This window comes from Pseudomonas sp. P110(2024), from assembly GCF_057480795.1.
Window position 1 is genome coordinate 584,836 of sequence record NZ_JBLIYT010000001.1, and the last position, 15,726, is coordinate 600,561.

The window sequence follows — 15,726 nt, forward strand, 5'->3', positions numbered from 1 at the left end:
ACCTCGGGCAGCCGCAGCGGCCCGAGGTGCCACGTTCGGCTGTGCCCTTCTGACATTTTTGATAGGTGTAAATCCGCTGCAAGCACGCTACTACTAGCAGGAAAAGCCCTCCTCGCAGGAGTATCAAAAATCATGTTTATTCACATATTGGCAACAGACTGGGCCCACTCAGTCATGCAAGCCCAGTCCATCCCAAACGCCTATACACCCTATGGAAGCAAGGTACACAGGCCAGGCGTACGGACCGGCTTCAGTGGGCAGATTCCAGACCCCAGCACCGGCCATTATCATCTGGGCAACGGTCACCGTCTGCTCCACCCCCACCTCATGCGCTTCATTAGCCCAGATCCGCTAAGTCCCTTCGGAGAAGGTGGCAGCAATAGTTACACCTATTGCGCAGGCGACCCGATCAATAAACATGACCCTACTGGCGGTGTCACTGCTTTCATCAAGGAGATGCATCAACAATTCACGACTTCGTTTTTACGCAATACCGTGCCCGGCGCCACACCGGGACGCGTCTTGGCCACGCCGGAAGCCCAGCAGATCGTCAATGCCCCAAACAAATCGTTTTTTGGAGAACGTGTCGCCGGCGCCTACATTGCAAAAGACAGTAATGGGGCCCCGCCCTTGCCCCAACATCTCCAGACTCGTTACGCAGAAACCGTGCAACAGGCGAATAGGGGGGAAATCCCCTCTGTCGTCGCCCATCTGGAGATGGCAAACACCTGGCTGAAATTCAACGGTACTCCAGAAGCGGTTGCCGCAAAAATCACACCCGGAACCATAGCAACCGCTGTAGTCGGCCACCTGCTGGGCGCAGCGACGGCTGGAGGCGCGGACATAGCTGCCTTGAAAACCGGAAGAGCATTGAATCTTTCCAGCACCGTAGAGAAAGTCAGGGAGTAAGGCTCCAGACGAAAAAAAGCCCGCCAGTGTGAGAGCGGGCCAAGGACCTACGAAGATTCTTCTAGCGACCAACTAGCTTCCACGATAGGTCGAATAGCTGTACGGCGAAATCAACAGCGGCACGTGGTAGTGCTCCTGCTGCTCGTCGATACCGAAGCGCAGCACGACCACGTCGAGGAACGCGGTGTCCGGCAGCTTCACGCCCTTGGCGCGGTAGTAGTCACCGGCGCTGAACTGCAATTGATAGACGCCGGTGCGATAGTCGTCGCCCTGCAGCAGCGGCGCGTCGACACGGCCATCACTGTTGGTCAGGGCGGTGTTCACCAGCTCCAGCTGCTGGCCTTCGACGCGGTACAGCTCGACCTTGATCGAGCTGCCCGGGCAGCCGTGCGCGGCGTCCAGTACGTGTGTGGTCAAACGTCCCATTTGCTTGTCGCCTCTTGTCGTATGCGTGGGCAAAAAATACACGGCAATCACCGGGCACGGGGCCTGCGGCGTGCGGGAATGAAGTCATTAAGACAGTTTATCGGTAAATTGTACACAATTTTTTATCCCATCCTGCGCAACCTCTACAAAACAAGCCACCAGTCGCGAAGACAAGCGCCATGCTGCCGCTCTCACCATTTACTGACCAATCGGGCAGGTTTCTTGCAAGCCATTCTCACGCGACAAATGGGAAGAAATGCGGAAAAACAGGCTTACAAAAGATTTCAGAAGTTGTATACAATCAGCCCATCCGGTGGTGCGACATCCCGACGCGGCCCGCCCCACCCACCGCATTAACGAACAAGAAGGAAGACTGCAGTGAGCGCTGACTACCCACGCGACCTGATCGGTTACGGCAACAACCCACCTCATCCGCAATGGCCGGGGAATGCCCGCATTGCGCTGTCCTTCGTGCTCAACTACGAAGAAGGTGGCGAGCGCAACATCCTGCACGGCGACAAGGAGTCCGAAGCGTTCCTTTCCGAAATGGTCGCCGCCCAGCCGCTGCAGGGCGTGCGCAACATGAGCATGGAGTCGCTCTACGAATACGGCAGCCGCGTCGGCGTCTGGCGCCTGCTCAAGCTGTTCAAGGACAGCGGCGTGCCGCTGACCATCTTCGCCGTGGCCATGGCCGCCCAGCGCCACCCTGACGTGATCCGCGCCATGGCCGAGGCCGGCCATGAGATCTGCAGCCACGGCTACCGCTGGATCGACTACCAGTACATGGATGAAGCGCAAGAGCGCGAGCACATGCTCGAGGCCATCCGCATCCTCACCGAGATCACCGGCGAGCGCCCCGTGGGCTGGTACACCGGCCGCACCGGCCCGAACACCCGGCGCCTGGTGATGGAGGAAGGCGGCTTCCTCTACGACAGCGACACCTACGACGACGACCTGCCCTACTGGGAACCGAACAACCCGACCGACAAGCCGCACCTGGTGATCCCCTACACCCTGGACACCAACGACATGCGCTTCACCCAGGTCCAGGGCTTCAACTGCGGCGAGCAGTTCTTCCAGTACCTGAAGGACGCCTTCGACGTGCTCTACGCCGAGGGCGCCGAAGCACCGAAGATGCTCTCGATCGGCCTGCACTGCCGCCTGGTCGGCCGTCCGGCGCGCCTGGCCGCGCTCAAGCGCTTCGTCGACTACGCCAAGAGCCACGAACAGGTCTGGTTCGCCCGGCGCGCGGACATCGCCCGCCACTGGCACGCCACCCACCCGTACAAGAAAGAGAACGCCTGATGACCGCCTTCAAGACCCTCAAGCCTTCCACCCTCGAGCGCGCCGCCTTCGTCGCCGCCTTCGCCGACATCTACGAGCACTCGCCGTGGGTCGCCGAGAAAGCCTACGACCTGGGCCAGCTGGCCGAGCTGGACGAGATCGAGGCGCTGCATCAGCGCATGAGCGACATCCTGCTCAGCGCCAGCCATGCCGAGCAACTGGCACTGATCAACGCTCACCCGGACTTGGCCGGCAAGGCCGCCATCCAGGGCGAGCTGACCGAGTCGAGCACCAACGAACAGGCCGGCGCCGGCATCCACCAGTGCACCGCCGAGGAGTTCGCCCGTTTCACCGAACTGAACGACGCCTACAAGGCCAAGTTCCAGTTCCCGTTCATCATGGCGGTCAAGGGCAGCAACCGGCACCAGATCCTCGCTGCCTTCGAAAAACGCATCCACAACGACCGGGATGCCGAATTCAAGGAAGCCCTGGCACAGATCAACCTGATCGCCCTGTTCCGCCTGCTGCAGCTTTGAGGACTGCGTGCCCGCCTCGCCCGAGTGCGTGACGCGTCCGCACCCAGGGCCCGGCAGGCCGGTCCACCAGAATCCAGAACAACGAACATACAAGAGAGACCCGCATGCGCACCCTGATGATCGAGCCCCTGACCAAAGAAGCCTTCGCCCCCTTCGGTGACGTGATCGAAACCGACGGCAGCGACCACTTCATGATCAACAACGGCTCGACCATGCGCTTCCACAAGCTCGCCACGGTCGAGACCGCCGAGCCCGAGGACAAGGCGATCATCAGTATCTTCCGCGCCGACGCGCTGGAGATGCCGCTGACCGTACGCATGCTGGAACGCCATCCGCTGGGCAGCCAGGCTTTCATCCCGCTGCTCGGCAACCCCTTTCTGATCGTGGTCGCGCCAGTTGGCGATGCACCTGTATCAGGCTTGGTCCGAGCCTTCCGCAGCAATGGCAGGCAGGGCGTTAATTACCATCGCGGCGTCTGGCACCACCCGGTGCTGACGATCGAAAAGCGGGATGACTTCCTGGTGGTTGATCGCAGTGGTTCTGGCAACAACTGCGATGAGCATTACTTCCCCGAGGAACAGATGTTGATCCTCAATCCCCACCAATAAGAAAGGGTCGGTCATCGAGATGGTGACTGGCGAGAGGTACATACTGTGGAAGCACACCTTCACGAATGGCTGAACCTGAGCATTCGCTGGGTTCACATGATCACCGGCGTGGCCTGGATCGGTGCATCGTTCTACTTTGTCTGGCTGGAGAACCACCTGAACCGAAGCAACCCGCGCGATGGGTTGTCGGGTGACCTCTGGGCCATCCACGGCGGTGGTATCTATCACCTGGAGAAATACAAGCTCGCGCCGCCGAAAATGCCCGAGAACCTGCACTGGTTCAAATGGGAAGCCTACTTCACCTGGATGTCCGGGATCGCCTTGCTGTGCGTGGTGTTCTACTGGAACCCGAGCCTCTACCTGCTGGCGCCCGGCAGCACCCTGAGCGGCGCCGAAGGGGTGGCCATCGGTATCGGTTCGCTGGTTGCCGGCTGGTTCATCTACGACTTCCTGTGCGACTCGCCCCTGGGCAAGCAGCCGGCGCTGCTGGGCGCCGTGCTGTTCGTGCTGATCATCGCCGCCTGCTGGGGCTTCAGCCTGGTGTTCAGCGGCCGTGGCGCCTACCTGCACACCGGCGCGATCATCGGCACCATCATGGTCGGCAACGTGTTCCGCATCATCATGCCGGCCCAGCGCCAGCTGGTGGCGGCGATCGAGAACAACCAGACGCCCGACCCGGTGCTGCCGGCCAAGGGCCTGCTGCGCTCGCGCCACAACAACTATTTCACCCTGCCGGTGCTGTTCATCATGATCAGCAACCACTTCCCGAGCACCTACGGCAGCCAGTACAACTGGTTGATCCTGGCCGGGATCGCGGTGGCCGCTGTATTGATCCGTCACTACTTCAACACCCGCCACGACAGCAACAAGTACGCCTGGACCCTGCCCGTCGGTGCCCTGGCGATGATCTGCCTGGCCTATGTGACCGGTCCCAAGCCGCTGCCAACCGCACCCGAGCAGGCCGCCGCCAAGGTCGAGTACCAGCCGCTGCCGGCCACTGCCGTCGGTGGCAAGACCGCCGCCGAACTGCGCGCAGAGGAGGCCGCCAAGCCTGCCCAGGCACCCGCTGCGGAACCTGCCCAGGCCACGGCCCAGGCGGCCACCGGCAGCTTCGACAAGATCCACACCGTCATTCAGGAACGCTGCACCGTGTGCCACTCGGCCAAGCCGACCAGCCCGCTGTTCAGCGCCGCACCTGCCGGCGTGATGTTCGACACCCCGCAGCAGATCCAGGCCCAGGCCGCGCGCATCCAGGCGCAGGCCGTCGCCAGCCAGATCATGCCGCTGGGCAACATCACCCAGATGACCGTCGAGGAGCGCAAGCTGGTCGGCGACTGGATCGCCAAAGGCGCGCAGGTCAACTGAGACACCCCACGATTGCGTGGGAGCGGGCTTGCCCCGCGATGAGGCCGGTACTCCCGGCCTCGCTTCCAAGCTCTACGTAACAAGCAAGCATCGAGCGTTCGGCTTCACGTGGGTCCCCAGCCTCCTTCACCGGAGCCTGCCACGTGAAGCCGCCCGCTTGGATCCGAGAATAAAAACAAAACTCGAGGTGCTGCATGTCCGAGTCACCCAAGGCGTACATCCCTGTTGCGCCACCACGACAGCCCCTGCCCTTGTTCCAGCTGATCCTGGTGGGTCTGCAACACGTTCTGCTGATGTACGGGGGCGCCATCGCGGTGCCGCTGATCATCGGCCAGGCGGCGGGCCTGTCCCGCGAAGAAGTCGCCTTCCTGATCAACGCCGACCTGCTGGTCGCCGGCGTTGCCACCATCATCCAATCCTTCGGTATCGGCCCCGTGGGCATCCGCATGCCGGTCATGATGGGCGCCAGCTTCGCCGCCGTCGGCAGCATGGTGGCCATGGCCGGCATGCCCGGCGTCGGCCTGCAGGGAATCTTCGGCGCGACCATCGCCGCCGGGTTCTTCGGCATGCTGATCGCGCCGTTCATGTCCAAGGTCGTGCGCTTCTTCCCGCCGCTGGTGACCGGTACGGTCATCACCTCGATCGGCCTGTCGCTGTTCCCGGTGGCGGTCAACTGGGCCGGCGGCGGCCATGAGGCACAAGCCTTCGGCGCGCCGATCTACCTGATGGTCGCCGGCCTGGTGCTGGCGGTGATCCTGCTGATCAACCGCTTCATGCGCGGCTTCTGGGTCAATGTGTCGGTACTGGTGGGCATGGGCCTGGGCTATGTGCTCGCCGGCTCCATCGGCATGGTCGACCTGTCGGGCCTGAGCGAGGCGCCGTGGCTGCAGGTGGTCACCCCCCTGCACTTCGGCATGCCGACCTTCAGCCTGGCGCCGATCCTGTCGATGTGCCTGGTGGTGGTGATCATCTTCGTCGAGTCCACGGGCATGTTCCTCGCCCTGGGCAAGGTGACCGACCGTGAAGTCACGCCGGGCATGCTGCGACGCGGCCTGCTGTGCGATGCCGGCGCGTCGTTCATCGCCGGTTTCTTCAACACCTTCACCCACTCTTCGTTCGCCCAGAACATCGGCCTGGTGCAGATGACCGGGGTTCGCTGCCGCTACGTCACGGTGATGGCCGGCGCGCTGCTGATCCTGCTCAGCCTGCTGCCCAAGGCGGCCTTCCTGATCGCTTCGATTCCGCCCGCGGTACTGGGGGGCGCGTCCATCGCCATGTTCGGCATGGTCACCGCCACCGGGATCAAGATCCTCCAGGAAGCGGACATCGCCGACCGACGCAACCAGCTGCTGGTCGCGGTCAGCGTCGGTTTCGGCCTGATCCCGGTGGTGCGGCCGGAGTTCTTCGCGCAGATGCCGCAGTGGATGGAGCCCATCACCCACAGTGGCATCGCCATGGCCACCCTCAGCGCCCTGGTGCTGAACCTGCTGTTCAACATCCTTGGCGGCGCCGACCGCGCCGCGCACAACGATGCCTGTCACCAGCATTGAGTGACCTGGGGCGGTGCCGTACCGGCCGCCCCGTTCCAACCACGCGGTAACGCTGGACCGTCGGCCCGCCGGAATGGGCCGCCCGGGGCGCTTGCGCGCCGAAAAAGCCCTTACAAAAACAATAAGTCCGGGAATCACAACATGAAGCGCATCACCACGTCCGTCCTGCTGGGCAGCAGCCTGCTGGCCACCCTCCCCGCCCACGCCGGCGAATGGCTGCAATGGCACGGCGAAAGCCTGTCCTACCTGTACGGCAAGGACTTCAAGGTCAACCCCGACATCCAGCAGACCATCACCTTCGAACATGCCAACAAATGGAAGTACGGCGACACCTTCCTGTTCGTCGACAAGATCTTCTACAACGGCAAGGCCGACCCCGGCAAAGGCGTGACCACCTACTACGGCGAGTTCAGCCCGCGCCTGTCGTTCGGCAAGATCTTCGAGCGCAACCTGGCCTTCGGTCCGATCAAGGACGTGCTGCTGGCCATGACCTACGAACGTGGCGAGGGCGACAACGAGGCCTACCTGATCGGCCCCGGCTTCGACCTGAACGTGCCGGGCTTCAACTACTTCACCTTGAATTTCTACGTGCGCAACACCGAAGGCAGCCGCCCCGGCGACAACGTCTGGCAGATCACCCCGGCCTGGTCGTACACCATCCCGGTGGGCAGGTCCGACATCCTGATCGACGGCTACATCGACTGGGTGGTCGACAACGACCAGACCCGTCGCGGCACCTACCACGCCAACCTGCAGTTCAACCCGCAGGTCAAGTACGACCTGGGCAAGGCCCTGAACCTGGGCGCCAAGCAGCTCTACGTCGGCTTCGAATACAGCTACTGGAAGGACAAGTACGGCATCGACAGCCGCGGCAACGTGGACAGCAACCAGAGCGTGGCCAGTGCCCTGGTGAAGGTGCACTTCTGAAAAACTGACCGAACGCCCAAATTTGCACCACCGTGCTCCAGGACGGAGCACTTGAGGCCCGGCGCGCAAGTGAGTAATCTGCGCGCCCCCTCGATCGGGGCGGGAAGGATCCCGCCCGCGTTTGCTGACCGCTCAGTCAATGTTTCCGGGCGGTTGGCCAACGTGTTGCCAGCGTGAAATACCCATTTCATCCGTTCAGAAAGACGTCGAGCAGGATGGTTGTGCCCAACGTGGAAAAGTTGGCGCAGCTCTTGCCAAACAGCTGTGGCCAATTGAAAAAAGCTGACCCAAAAGACAAGAACAGCGCCCGAGCGCTGACAACAGATCCAATCAAGGGAGCGACACTCGCAATGCGTATCATCAATAGCCTGATCCTCGCCGGTGGTCTGCTGGCCTGCGGCGCCAGCCAAGCCGGCGACCTGCTGCAATGGCAGAACAACAGCCTGACCTACTTGTGGGGCAAGAACTTCAAGGTCAACCCCGAGATCCAGCAGACCGTGACCTTCGAGCACGCCGATGCGTGGAAGTACGGCGACAACTTCTTCTTCCTCGACAAGATCTTCTACCAGGGCAAGAAGGACGCCAACAACGGCCCCAACACCTACTACGGCGAGTTCAGCCCACGCCTGTCGTTCGGCAAGATCTTCGACCAGAAGCTCGAGTTCGGCCCGGTGAAGGATGTGCTGCTGGCAATGACCTACGAGTTCGGCGAGGGTGATACCGAGTCCTACCTGATCGGCCCCGGCTTCGACCTGGCCATCCCCGGCTTCGACTACTTCCAGCTGAACTTCTACCAGCGCACCACCGACGGCAGCCGTCCGGGCGACAATGTCTGGCAGATCACCCCGGTGTGGTCCTACACCATTCCCGTGGGCTCGTCCGACATCCTGATCGACGGTTTCATGGATTGGGTGGTCGACAACGACGAGAACCGTCGCGGCACCTACCAGGCCAACCTGCACTTCAACCCGCAGGTCAAGTACGACCTGGGCAAGGCGCTGCACCTGGGCGAGAAGCAGTTGTACGTGGGTATCGAGTACGACTACTGGAAGAACAAGTACGGCATCAAGGACAGCGATGCCTTTACCACCGATCAGAACACCATGAGCTTCCTGGTGAAAGTTCACTTCTGATCTGATGCCAGTGTAAAGCCTGTAAGAGCGGCCTTGCGTCGCGAAAGGGCTGCGCAGCAGCCCCGACGATTTCGCATGATGCCGAGGTCCTGGGGCCGCTTCGCGGCCCTTTCGCGACACAAGGCCGCTCATACCAGGAGATCCGAGGCAAGGCCCGGTCGGGCGCCTCAGTTTGCCGGTTTTACCGCCCGCCACACCTTGCCAGCGACAGCAACCGCCGCCAGCACCACCGCCCCGGCGATCACTCCCGCCACACCATTGAGCAGTGCCCCGGTCAACGCCCCGCCCCGCCCTTCGCTGAACGCCTCGATGGCGTGATGCAGCGGCGCGATGCCGTGCACCAGGATGCCGCCGCCGACCAGGAACATGGCAGCGGTACCGACCACCGACAGGCCCTTCATCATGTAGGGCGCCGCGCGCAGGATGCCGTTACCGACCACGCGGGACAGGTTCGATGCCCGCTGCGTCATCCACAGGCCCAAGTCATCGAGCTTGACGATTCCCCCCACCAGGCCATAGACACCGATGGTCATGACCACAGCGATACCCGACAGCACAACGATCTGCTGGCTCAACGGCGCATCGGCGACGATGCCCAGGGTAATGGCGATGATTTCGGCGGACAGGATGAAGTCGGTACGCACCGCGCCCTTGATCTTGCTCTTCTCATAGGCGACCAGGTCGAGATTGGCGTCGGCCAGCGCTTGCTTGCGCGCCTCGTGCTGCGCCTCGTCCTCGGCCTTGCTGTGCAGGAACTTGTGCGCCAGCTTCTCGAAGCCCTCGAAGCACAGGTAGGCGCCGCCGAGCATCAGCAGCGGTGTCACCGCCCAGGGAATGAACGCGCTGATCAGCAACGCCGCCGGCACCAGGATCGCCTTGTTCAGCAGCGAGCCCTTGGCCACCGCCCACACCACCGGTATCTCGCGTTCGGCGCGCACACCGGTGACCTGCTGGGCGTTGAGCGCCAGGTCATCACCCAGCACCCCTGCGGTCTTCTTTGCCGCGACCTTGGTCATCACCGAGACATCGTCGAGCACCGTGGCGATGTCGTCGATCAGTACCAACAAACTACTTCCTGCCATGCACTACTCCATAAAAAGCGATCTATTCATCCTACGCCACGCAGTCCCATTCCCTGCCGATTGGGAAGATCTGGCCTGCATATCCTATGGCAGGGCATTCCTAGCATAGCGAAGCCACTCCATCGTGCTTCAGACGACAAGGAATACCCATGCTCAAACACGCACTCTCGCTCACTCTGCCTGCGCTGCTCGCAGGCAACGTCATGGCCGCAACCATGGAATTCTGCCCCGCGCCGGCCGAAATCCAGAACACCAACGGCGTACTCACCGCCAGAGCAGAAAGCGGCGATGGCCAATGGCTCGGGCTGCTGAAAGACCAGAACAGCGTCGTGATCTCGTTCGACAGCGCCATATTCTACCCATCCGATGGCAAGGTCGACGGCGTAGGCAGGCTGCGCGCCTGCACCTACAAGACTTCGGGAAAGCAGAGCATAGACATGCGCTACCGTACTGAAGTCACCCCCGACATCCCAATCCGGCTCGCCAATGCACCAGCCTGGAAGCGACATGAGGGTCCCTTCGGCATCATCTATTTCGAGTGTCGCTCGCAAGACCTGCAGGGCTGTGCATTCCGGGAAGCCAGGTAATGCCATCCATGCCGGCCAGCACGGCTGGCCGGCATGGGCGTGGGATGCTTTGTACAAGGGTTCTTGCTACCATCCGTGCTCGCAGCGTCAAAGGACCGTCCCCCACCATGAGCACCATTCGCGAGCGCAACAAGGAACTGATCCTGCGCGCGGCCAGTGAAGAATTCGCCGACAAGGGCTTCGCCGCCACCAAGACCAGCGACATCGCGGCCAAGGCCGGCCTGCCCAAGCCGAACGTGTACTACTACTTCAAGTCGAAGGAAAACCTCTACCGCGAGGTGCTCGAGAGCATCATCGCGCCGATCATGCAGGCCTCGACGCCGTTCAACGCCGACGGTGATCCGAAAGAGGTGCTCAGCGCGTACATCCGCTCGAAGATCCGCATCTCCCGCGACCTGCCCCACGCCTCCAAGGTGTTCGCCAGCGAGATCATGCATGGCGCGCCGCACCTGTCGCCACGCCAGGTCGAGCAGCTCAACGAGCAGGCCCGCCACAACATCGAATGCATCCAGCGCTGGATCGAGCGCGGTCAGATCGCCCATGTCGACCCGCACCACCTGATGTTCAGCATCTGGGCGGCGACGCAGACCTACGCGGATTTCGACTGGCAGATCGCCGTGGTGACCGGCAAGGCCAAGCTGGCCGACAGCGACTATGACGCGGCGGCGGAGACAATCATCCGCCTGGTGTTGAAGGGCTGCGAGCCCGAGGCGGCCTGATAGGGCCAATGGGGCTGCTGTGCAGCCCGTTCGCGACACAAGGCCGCTCCAGAGGTTACGCATTTCCCTGAGCGGCCTTGTGTCGCGATGGGCCGCAGAGCGGCCCCAAAATGACGAGCCTTACGCAGCAACCCCCGCATCCGCCGTCAGCCCCACCTCTTCGATCGCACTGATCGCGCACTGCTCGTCGATATCCGAGGTATCGCCGCTGATCCCGACGGCCCCCAGCACCTTGCCGTCCCGATCACGGATCAGCACCCCGCCCGGCACCGGCACCACCGGCCGCTCGCCCAGCCCGTTCAGCGCGGCATAGAACGCCGGCCGCTGCTGCGAATCCAGCGCCAGCAGGCGCGAGCCCTTGCCCAGGGCCACCGCGCCCCAGGCCTTGCCGATGGCCACCTGCGGACGCAGCAGGGTGGCGCCATCCTCACGCTGCAGCGCCAGCAGGTGCCCGCCGGCATCCAGCACCGCCACGGTCAGCGGCGCGGCGTTGATCTTGCGGCCCGCGGCCAGCGCGGCGTTCACCACGCCGACAGCGTCTTTGAGGGTCAATGCGTTCATGAAAAGGTCCTCTTCTTGTTGTGAGAAGCCCTGAGGGCAGTTGAAAACCAGCAGACAGAATAGAACACAACGAAGGCACGCTTTGTATACAATTATTTGGCTCAATCTCGCCAAGTGCGACGAAATGCCGCCTCATCGCCCAATGACCACTCAGTCAACGCCGCCGACGAAAATGGATTGACCTTTTGCGCCGAGCATGAATACACTCTGCCGCAACACAAGTTGTATACAATTACAAAATCGATGAGGCACAAACCATGAGCAAAATGAGAGCAATCGATGCAGCCGTTCTGGTCATGCGCCGTGAAGGTGTAGATACCGCGTTCGGCATTCCGGGGGCTGCCATCAACCCGCTGTACTCGGCCCTGAAGAAAGTCGGTGGCATCGATCACGTCCTCGCTCGCCACGTCGAAGGTGCCTCGCACATGGCCGAGGGCTACACCCGCGCCAACCCGGGCAACATCGGTGTGTGCATCGGCACCTCCGGCCCTGCCGGCACCGACATGGTCACCGGCCTGTACAGCGCCTCGGCCGACTCCATCCCGATCCTCTGCATCACCGGCCAGGCACCGCGCGCACGCCTGCACAAGGAAGACTTCCAGGCCGTCGACATCACCAGCATCGTCAAGCCGGTGACCAAGTGGGCAACCACCGTCCTGGAACCAGGTCAGGTGCCCTACGCCTTCCAGAAAGCCTTCTATGAAATGCGCACCGGCCGCCCGGGCCCAGTGCTGATCGACCTGCCGTTCGACGTACAGATGGCCGAGATCGAATTCGACATCGACGCCTACGAGCCGCTGCCAGTACACAAGCCACAAGCCAGCCGCGTACAGGCCGAGAAGGCCCTGGCCCTGCTCAATGACGCCGAGCGCCCGCTGCTGGTAGCCGGTGGCGGCATCATCAACGCCGACGCCAGCGACAAGCTGGTCGAGTTCGCCGAACTGACCGGCGTGCCGGTGATCCCGACCCTGATGGGCTGGGGCACCATCCCGGACGACCACGAACTGATGGTCGGCATGGTCGGCCTGCAGACCTCGCACCGCTACGGCAACGCCACCCTGCTCAAATCCGACCTGGTGTTCGGCATCGGCAACCGCTGGGCCAACCGCCACACCGGCTCCGTCGACGTCTACACCGAAGGCCGCAAGTTCGTGCATGTGGACATCGAGCCGACCCAGATCGGCCGCGTATTCACTCCGGACCTGGGTATCGTTTCCGATGCTGGCAAGGCACTGGACGTGTTCCTGGAAGTAGCCCGCGAGTGGAAAGCCGCCGGCAAGCTCAAGTGCCGCAAGGCCTGGCTGGAAGACTGCCAGCAGCGCAAGGCCACCCTGCAGCGCAAGACCCACTTCGACAACGTGCCGGTCAAGCCGCAGCGCGTGTACGAAGAGATGAACCAGGTGTTCGGCAAGGACACCTGCTACGTCAGCACCATTGGCCTGTCGCAGATCGCCGGCGCGCAGTTCCTGCACGTGTACAAGCCACGCCACTGGATCAACTGCGGCCAGGCCGGCCCGCTGGGCTGGACCATCCCGGCCGCCCTCGGCGTGGTCAAGGCCGATCCGAAGCGCAAGGTCGTCGCGCTCTCCGGTGACTACGACTTCCAGTTCATGATCGAAGAACTGGCGGTGGGCGCGCAGTTCAACCTGCCGTACGTCCACGTGCTGGTGAACAATGCCTACCTCGGCCTGATCCGCCAGGCCCAGCGTGGCTTCGACATGGATTACTGTGTACAACTGGCCTTCGAGAACATCAACGCCACCGACGCCGCCACCTACGGTGTCGACCACGTCGCCGTGGTCGAAGGCCTGGGCTGCAAGGCCCTGCGCGTGTTCGAACCGGCCGACATCGCTCCTGCCCTGCTCAAGGCGCAGAAGATGGCCGAAGAGTTCCGTGTGCCGGTGGTGGTCGAAGTGATTCTCGAGCGCGTGACCAACATTTCCATGGGCACCGAGATCAACGCGGTTAACGAGTTCGAAGACCTCGCCCTGGTCGGCAACGACGCGCCGACCGCCATCTCGCTGCTGGACTGATCGCCTGACGCCCCCGCGCCTTGCGCGGGGGTCTTCAACGCAAGGAGACGACTTATGCCTCGCTTCGCCGCCAACCTGTCCATGCTGTTCACCGAACAGGACTTCCTGGCCCGCTTCAAGGCCGCCGCCGACGCTGGTTTCAGCGGTGTCGAATACCTCTTCCCGTACGATTTCAGCGCCGCCGAGATCAAGCAGCAGCTCGACGCCCACGGCCTGACCCAGGTGCTGTTCAACCTGCCGGCCGGCGACTGGTCCAAGGGTGAGCGCGGCATCACCTGCCACCCCGACCGCGTCGAGGAGTTCCGCGCTGGCGTCGACAAGGCCATCGAGTACGCCAAGGTGCTGGGCAACACCCAGGTCAACGCCCTGGCCGGCATTCGCCCCGAGGGCCTGGACTGCGCCACCGTGCGCAAGACCTTCGTCGACAACCTGCGCTACGCCGCCGACAAGCTCAAGGCCGCCGGGATCCGCCTAGTCATGGAAATGATCAACACCCGCGACATCCCGGGCTTCTACCTGAACACCACGAAACAGGCCCTGGAGATCCAGGCCGAGGTGGGCAGCGACAACCTGTTCCTGCAGTACGACATCTACCACATGCAGATCATGGAAGGTGACCTGGCCCGCACCCTGGAAACCAACCTGAAGCTGATCAACCACGTGCAGCTGGCCGACAACCCGGGCCGCCACGAGCCGGGCACCGGCGAGATCAACTACCGCTTCCTGTTCGAGCACCTGGACCGCATCGGCTACCAGGGCTGGGTGGGCGCGGAGTACAAGCCCAAGACCACCACCGAGGCGGGCCTGGGCTGGCTCAAGACCCACAACGCAATTTAAGACCCACGCGGAACTGTTGTAGGAGCGGCCTTGTGTCGCGAAAGGGCGGCGCAGCAGCCCCCGGCAATCTTCCGGCGTGACTGAGATCGTGGGGCCGCTACGCGCCCCTTTCGCGACACAAGGCCGCTCCTACAGGGGCCTGGTCGCCTGTTCATACAAATACAAAGAGGCAGAACTCTCATGGCTAAAATCGGTTTCCTCGGCACCGGCATCATGGGCAAGCCCATGGCCCAGAACCTGCAAAAGGCAGGTCACAGCATCTTCGTTTCCACCCACCACGACGCGGCACCGGCCGACCTGATCGCCGCCGGCGCCGTGGCCCTGGCCAACCCGAAAGAGGTTGCCCAGGAAGCCGAGTTCATCATCGTCATGGTCCCGGATACCCCGCAAGTCGAGAGCGTCCTGTTCGGTGAGAACGGCGTCGTCGAAGGCGTCGGCCCGAACAAGGTGGTAATCGACATGAGCTCGATCTCCCCCACCGCCACCAAGGCCTTCGCCGAGAAGATCAAGGCCACCGGCGCCGCCTACCTGGACGCCCCGGTGTCCGGCGGCGAAGTCGGCGCCAAGGCCGCGACCCTGAGCATCATGGTCGGCGGCTGCCCGAAGGCCTTCGAGCGTACCCTGCCGCTGTTCGAAGCCATGGGCAAGAACATCACCCGCGTCGGCGGCAACGGCGACGGCCAGACCGCCAAGGTGGCCAACCAGATCATCGTCGCCCTGAACATCCAGGCCGTCGGCGAAGCGCTGCTGTTCGCCGCCAAGAACGGCGCGGACCCGGCCAAGGTGCGCGAAGCACTGATGGGCGGCTTTGCCTCGTCGAAGATCCTCGAAGTGCACGCCGAGCGCATGATCAAGGGCACCTTCGACCCGGGCTTCCGCATCAACCTGCACCAGAAGGACCTGAACCTGGCCCTGCAAGGCGCCAAGGAGCTGGGCATCAACCTGCCCAACACCTCCAACGCCCAGCAAGTGTTCAGCACCTGCGTGGCGCTGGGCGGCGGCAACTGGGACCACTCGGCGCTGATCAAGGGCCTCGAGCACATGGCCAACTTCTCGATCCGCGACGACAAGTGATTTGAATCCGGGGGCTGCTGCGCAGCCCGCTCTACAGGCGGTACGCAATCCCCTGTAGGAGCGGCCTTGTGTCGCGAAAGGGGCGCAAAGCGCCC

The 15,726-nt window shown here is 62.8% G+C and carries 16 protein-coding genes; 13 read left to right on the plus strand and 3 right to left on the minus strand.

What is annotated here, in order from left to right; translation table 11 throughout:
- Positions 1-132 precede the first annotated feature (132 nt).
- Positions 133-909: an RHS repeat-associated core domain-containing protein gene (locus AC25ND_RS02760; RefSeq protein WP_082750470.1), complete on the plus strand. Its 777-nt coding sequence runs from the start codon at positions 133-135 to the stop codon at positions 907-909.
- A 72-nt stretch (positions 910-981) separates the two neighbouring features.
- On the opposite strand, the gene uraH is transcribed toward AC25ND_RS02760, so the two are convergent.
- Entirely contained in the window at positions 982-1,335 is a 354-nt protein-coding gene (gene uraH / locus AC25ND_RS02765; RefSeq protein WP_028692847.1) for a hydroxyisourate hydrolase, read from the minus strand.
- Positions 1,336-1,713: 378 nt separating this feature from the next.
- Between uraH and puuE the strand changes: the two genes are divergently transcribed.
- The 7 genes from puuE (at position 1,714) to AC25ND_RS02800 (ending at position 8,738) form a co-directional block, all read left to right on the plus strand.
- Positions 1,714-2,640 carry an allantoinase PuuE gene (gene puuE / locus AC25ND_RS02770; protein ID WP_486976090.1) on the plus strand — a complete coding sequence of 309 codons (927 nt, stop codon included), beginning with the start codon at positions 1,714-1,716 and terminating at the stop codon, positions 2,638-2,640.
- A complete protein-coding gene (gene uraD, locus AC25ND_RS02775) occupies positions 2,640-3,155 on the plus strand; it encodes a 2-oxo-4-hydroxy-4-carboxy-5-ureidoimidazoline decarboxylase (RefSeq protein ID WP_062362542.1) in 516 nt (171 codons plus the stop codon). The genes puuE and uraD overlap by 1 nt, the downstream gene beginning before the upstream one ends.
- A gap of 104 nt (positions 3,156-3,259) precedes the next feature.
- Positions 3,260-3,763: an ureidoglycolate lyase gene (locus AC25ND_RS02780; protein WP_011532943.1), complete on the plus strand. Its 504-nt coding sequence runs from the start codon at positions 3,260-3,262 to the stop codon at positions 3,761-3,763.
- A gap of 45 nt (positions 3,764-3,808) precedes the next feature.
- A complete protein-coding gene (locus AC25ND_RS02785) occupies positions 3,809-5,128 on the plus strand; it encodes a urate hydroxylase PuuD (RefSeq protein ID WP_028692844.1) in 1,320 nt (439 codons plus the stop codon).
- A gap of 194 nt (positions 5,129-5,322) precedes the next feature.
- Positions 5,323-6,678, plus strand: a complete 1,356-nt coding sequence (locus tag AC25ND_RS02790; RefSeq protein ID WP_028692843.1) for a nucleobase:cation symporter-2 family protein — start codon at positions 5,323-5,325, stop codon at positions 6,676-6,678.
- A gap of 141 nt (positions 6,679-6,819) precedes the next feature.
- Entirely contained in the window at positions 6,820-7,605 is a 786-nt protein-coding gene (locus tag AC25ND_RS02795) for an outer membrane protein OmpK (RefSeq protein WP_028692842.1), read from the plus strand.
- 350 nt (positions 7,606-7,955) lie between these two features.
- The gene (locus AC25ND_RS02800; RefSeq protein WP_028692841.1) at positions 7,956-8,738 is read left to right on the plus strand and encodes an outer membrane protein OmpK; all 783 of its coding nucleotides are present in this window, start codon (positions 7,956-7,958) and stop codon (positions 8,736-8,738) included.
- Between the two features lie 167 nt (positions 8,739-8,905).
- On the opposite strand, the gene AC25ND_RS02805 is transcribed toward AC25ND_RS02800, so the two are convergent.
- Complete coding sequence (locus tag AC25ND_RS02805) at positions 8,906-9,820, minus strand: DUF808 domain-containing protein (RefSeq protein ID WP_486971109.1); 915 nt, start codon at positions 9,818-9,820, stop codon at positions 8,906-8,908.
- A gap of 149 nt (positions 9,821-9,969) precedes the next feature.
- Between AC25ND_RS02805 and AC25ND_RS02810 the strand changes: the two genes are divergently transcribed.
- Positions 9,970-10,407: a DUF3757 domain-containing protein gene (locus AC25ND_RS02810; RefSeq protein ID WP_028692839.1), complete on the plus strand. Its 438-nt coding sequence runs from the start codon at positions 9,970-9,972 to the stop codon at positions 10,405-10,407.
- A gap of 107 nt (positions 10,408-10,514) precedes the next feature.
- The gene (locus AC25ND_RS02815) at positions 10,515-11,126 is read left to right on the plus strand and encodes a TetR/AcrR family transcriptional regulator (protein ID WP_028692838.1); all 612 of its coding nucleotides are present in this window, start codon (positions 10,515-10,517) and stop codon (positions 11,124-11,126) included.
- A gap of 120 nt (positions 11,127-11,246) precedes the next feature.
- Here the strand turns inward: AC25ND_RS02815 and AC25ND_RS02820 are convergent, their stop codons facing one another.
- Positions 11,247-11,687 carry a GlcG/HbpS family heme-binding protein gene (locus AC25ND_RS02820; protein ID WP_028692837.1) on the minus strand — a complete coding sequence of 147 codons (441 nt, stop codon included), beginning with the start codon at positions 11,685-11,687 and terminating at the stop codon, positions 11,247-11,249.
- A gap of 257 nt (positions 11,688-11,944) precedes the next feature.
- Between AC25ND_RS02820 and gcl the strand changes: the two genes are divergently transcribed.
- The 3 genes from gcl to AC25ND_RS02835 all read left to right on the plus strand — a co-directional run bounded on the left by gcl (position 11,945) and on the right by AC25ND_RS02835 (position 15,631).
- Positions 11,945-13,720 carry a glyoxylate carboligase gene (gcl, locus tag AC25ND_RS02825; protein WP_011532933.1) on the plus strand — a complete coding sequence of 592 codons (1,776 nt, stop codon included), beginning with the start codon at positions 11,945-11,947 and terminating at the stop codon, positions 13,718-13,720.
- 54 nt (positions 13,721-13,774) lie between these two features.
- Positions 13,775-14,557, plus strand: a complete 783-nt coding sequence (gene hyi / locus AC25ND_RS02830) for a hydroxypyruvate isomerase (RefSeq protein ID WP_028692836.1) — start codon at positions 13,775-13,777, stop codon at positions 14,555-14,557.
- 180 nt (positions 14,558-14,737) lie between these two features.
- Positions 14,738-15,631 (plus strand): 2-hydroxy-3-oxopropionate reductase, encoded by an 894-nt coding sequence (locus AC25ND_RS02835; protein WP_028692835.1) that lies wholly within the window; start codon positions 14,738-14,740, stop codon positions 15,629-15,631.
- Positions 15,632-15,726 lie beyond the last annotated feature (95 nt).

What these genes read in the sequence shown, in the direction of transcription:
- AC25ND_RS02800 (WP_028692841.1), top strand. Translation starts at nt 7,956, where the DNA reads ATGCGTATCATCAATAGCCTGATCCTCGCCGGTGGTCTGCTGGCCTGC.
- AC25ND_RS02760 (WP_082750470.1), top strand. Translation starts at nt 133, where the DNA reads ATGTTTATTCACATATTGGCAACAGACTGGGCCCACTCAGTCATGCAA.
- AC25ND_RS02805 (WP_486971109.1), bottom strand. Translation starts at nt 9,820, where the DNA reads ATGGCAGGAAGTAGTTTGTTGGTACTGATCGACGACATCGCCACGGTG.
- AC25ND_RS02790 (WP_028692843.1), top strand. Translation starts at nt 5,323, where the DNA reads ATGTCCGAGTCACCCAAGGCGTACATCCCTGTTGCGCCACCACGACAG.
- uraH (WP_028692847.1), bottom strand. Translation starts at nt 1,335, where the DNA reads ATGGGACGTTTGACCACACACGTACTGGACGCCGCGCACGGCTGCCCG.
- AC25ND_RS02810 (WP_028692839.1), top strand. Translation starts at nt 9,970, where the DNA reads ATGCTCAAACACGCACTCTCGCTCACTCTGCCTGCGCTGCTCGCAGGC.
- gcl (WP_011532933.1), top strand. Translation starts at nt 11,945, where the DNA reads ATGAGCAAAATGAGAGCAATCGATGCAGCCGTTCTGGTCATGCGCCGT.
- AC25ND_RS02780 (WP_011532943.1), top strand. Translation starts at nt 3,260, where the DNA reads ATGCGCACCCTGATGATCGAGCCCCTGACCAAAGAAGCCTTCGCCCCC.
- AC25ND_RS02795 (WP_028692842.1), top strand. Translation starts at nt 6,820, where the DNA reads ATGAAGCGCATCACCACGTCCGTCCTGCTGGGCAGCAGCCTGCTGGCC.
- hyi (WP_028692836.1), top strand. Translation starts at nt 13,775, where the DNA reads ATGCCTCGCTTCGCCGCCAACCTGTCCATGCTGTTCACCGAACAGGAC.
- AC25ND_RS02820 (WP_028692837.1), bottom strand. Translation starts at nt 11,687, where the DNA reads ATGAACGCATTGACCCTCAAAGACGCTGTCGGCGTGGTGAACGCCGCG.
- uraD (WP_062362542.1), top strand. Translation starts at nt 2,640, where the DNA reads ATGACCGCCTTCAAGACCCTCAAGCCTTCCACCCTCGAGCGCGCCGCC.
- AC25ND_RS02835 (WP_028692835.1), top strand. Translation starts at nt 14,738, where the DNA reads ATGGCTAAAATCGGTTTCCTCGGCACCGGCATCATGGGCAAGCCCATG.
- AC25ND_RS02815 (WP_028692838.1), top strand. Translation starts at nt 10,515, where the DNA reads ATGAGCACCATTCGCGAGCGCAACAAGGAACTGATCCTGCGCGCGGCC.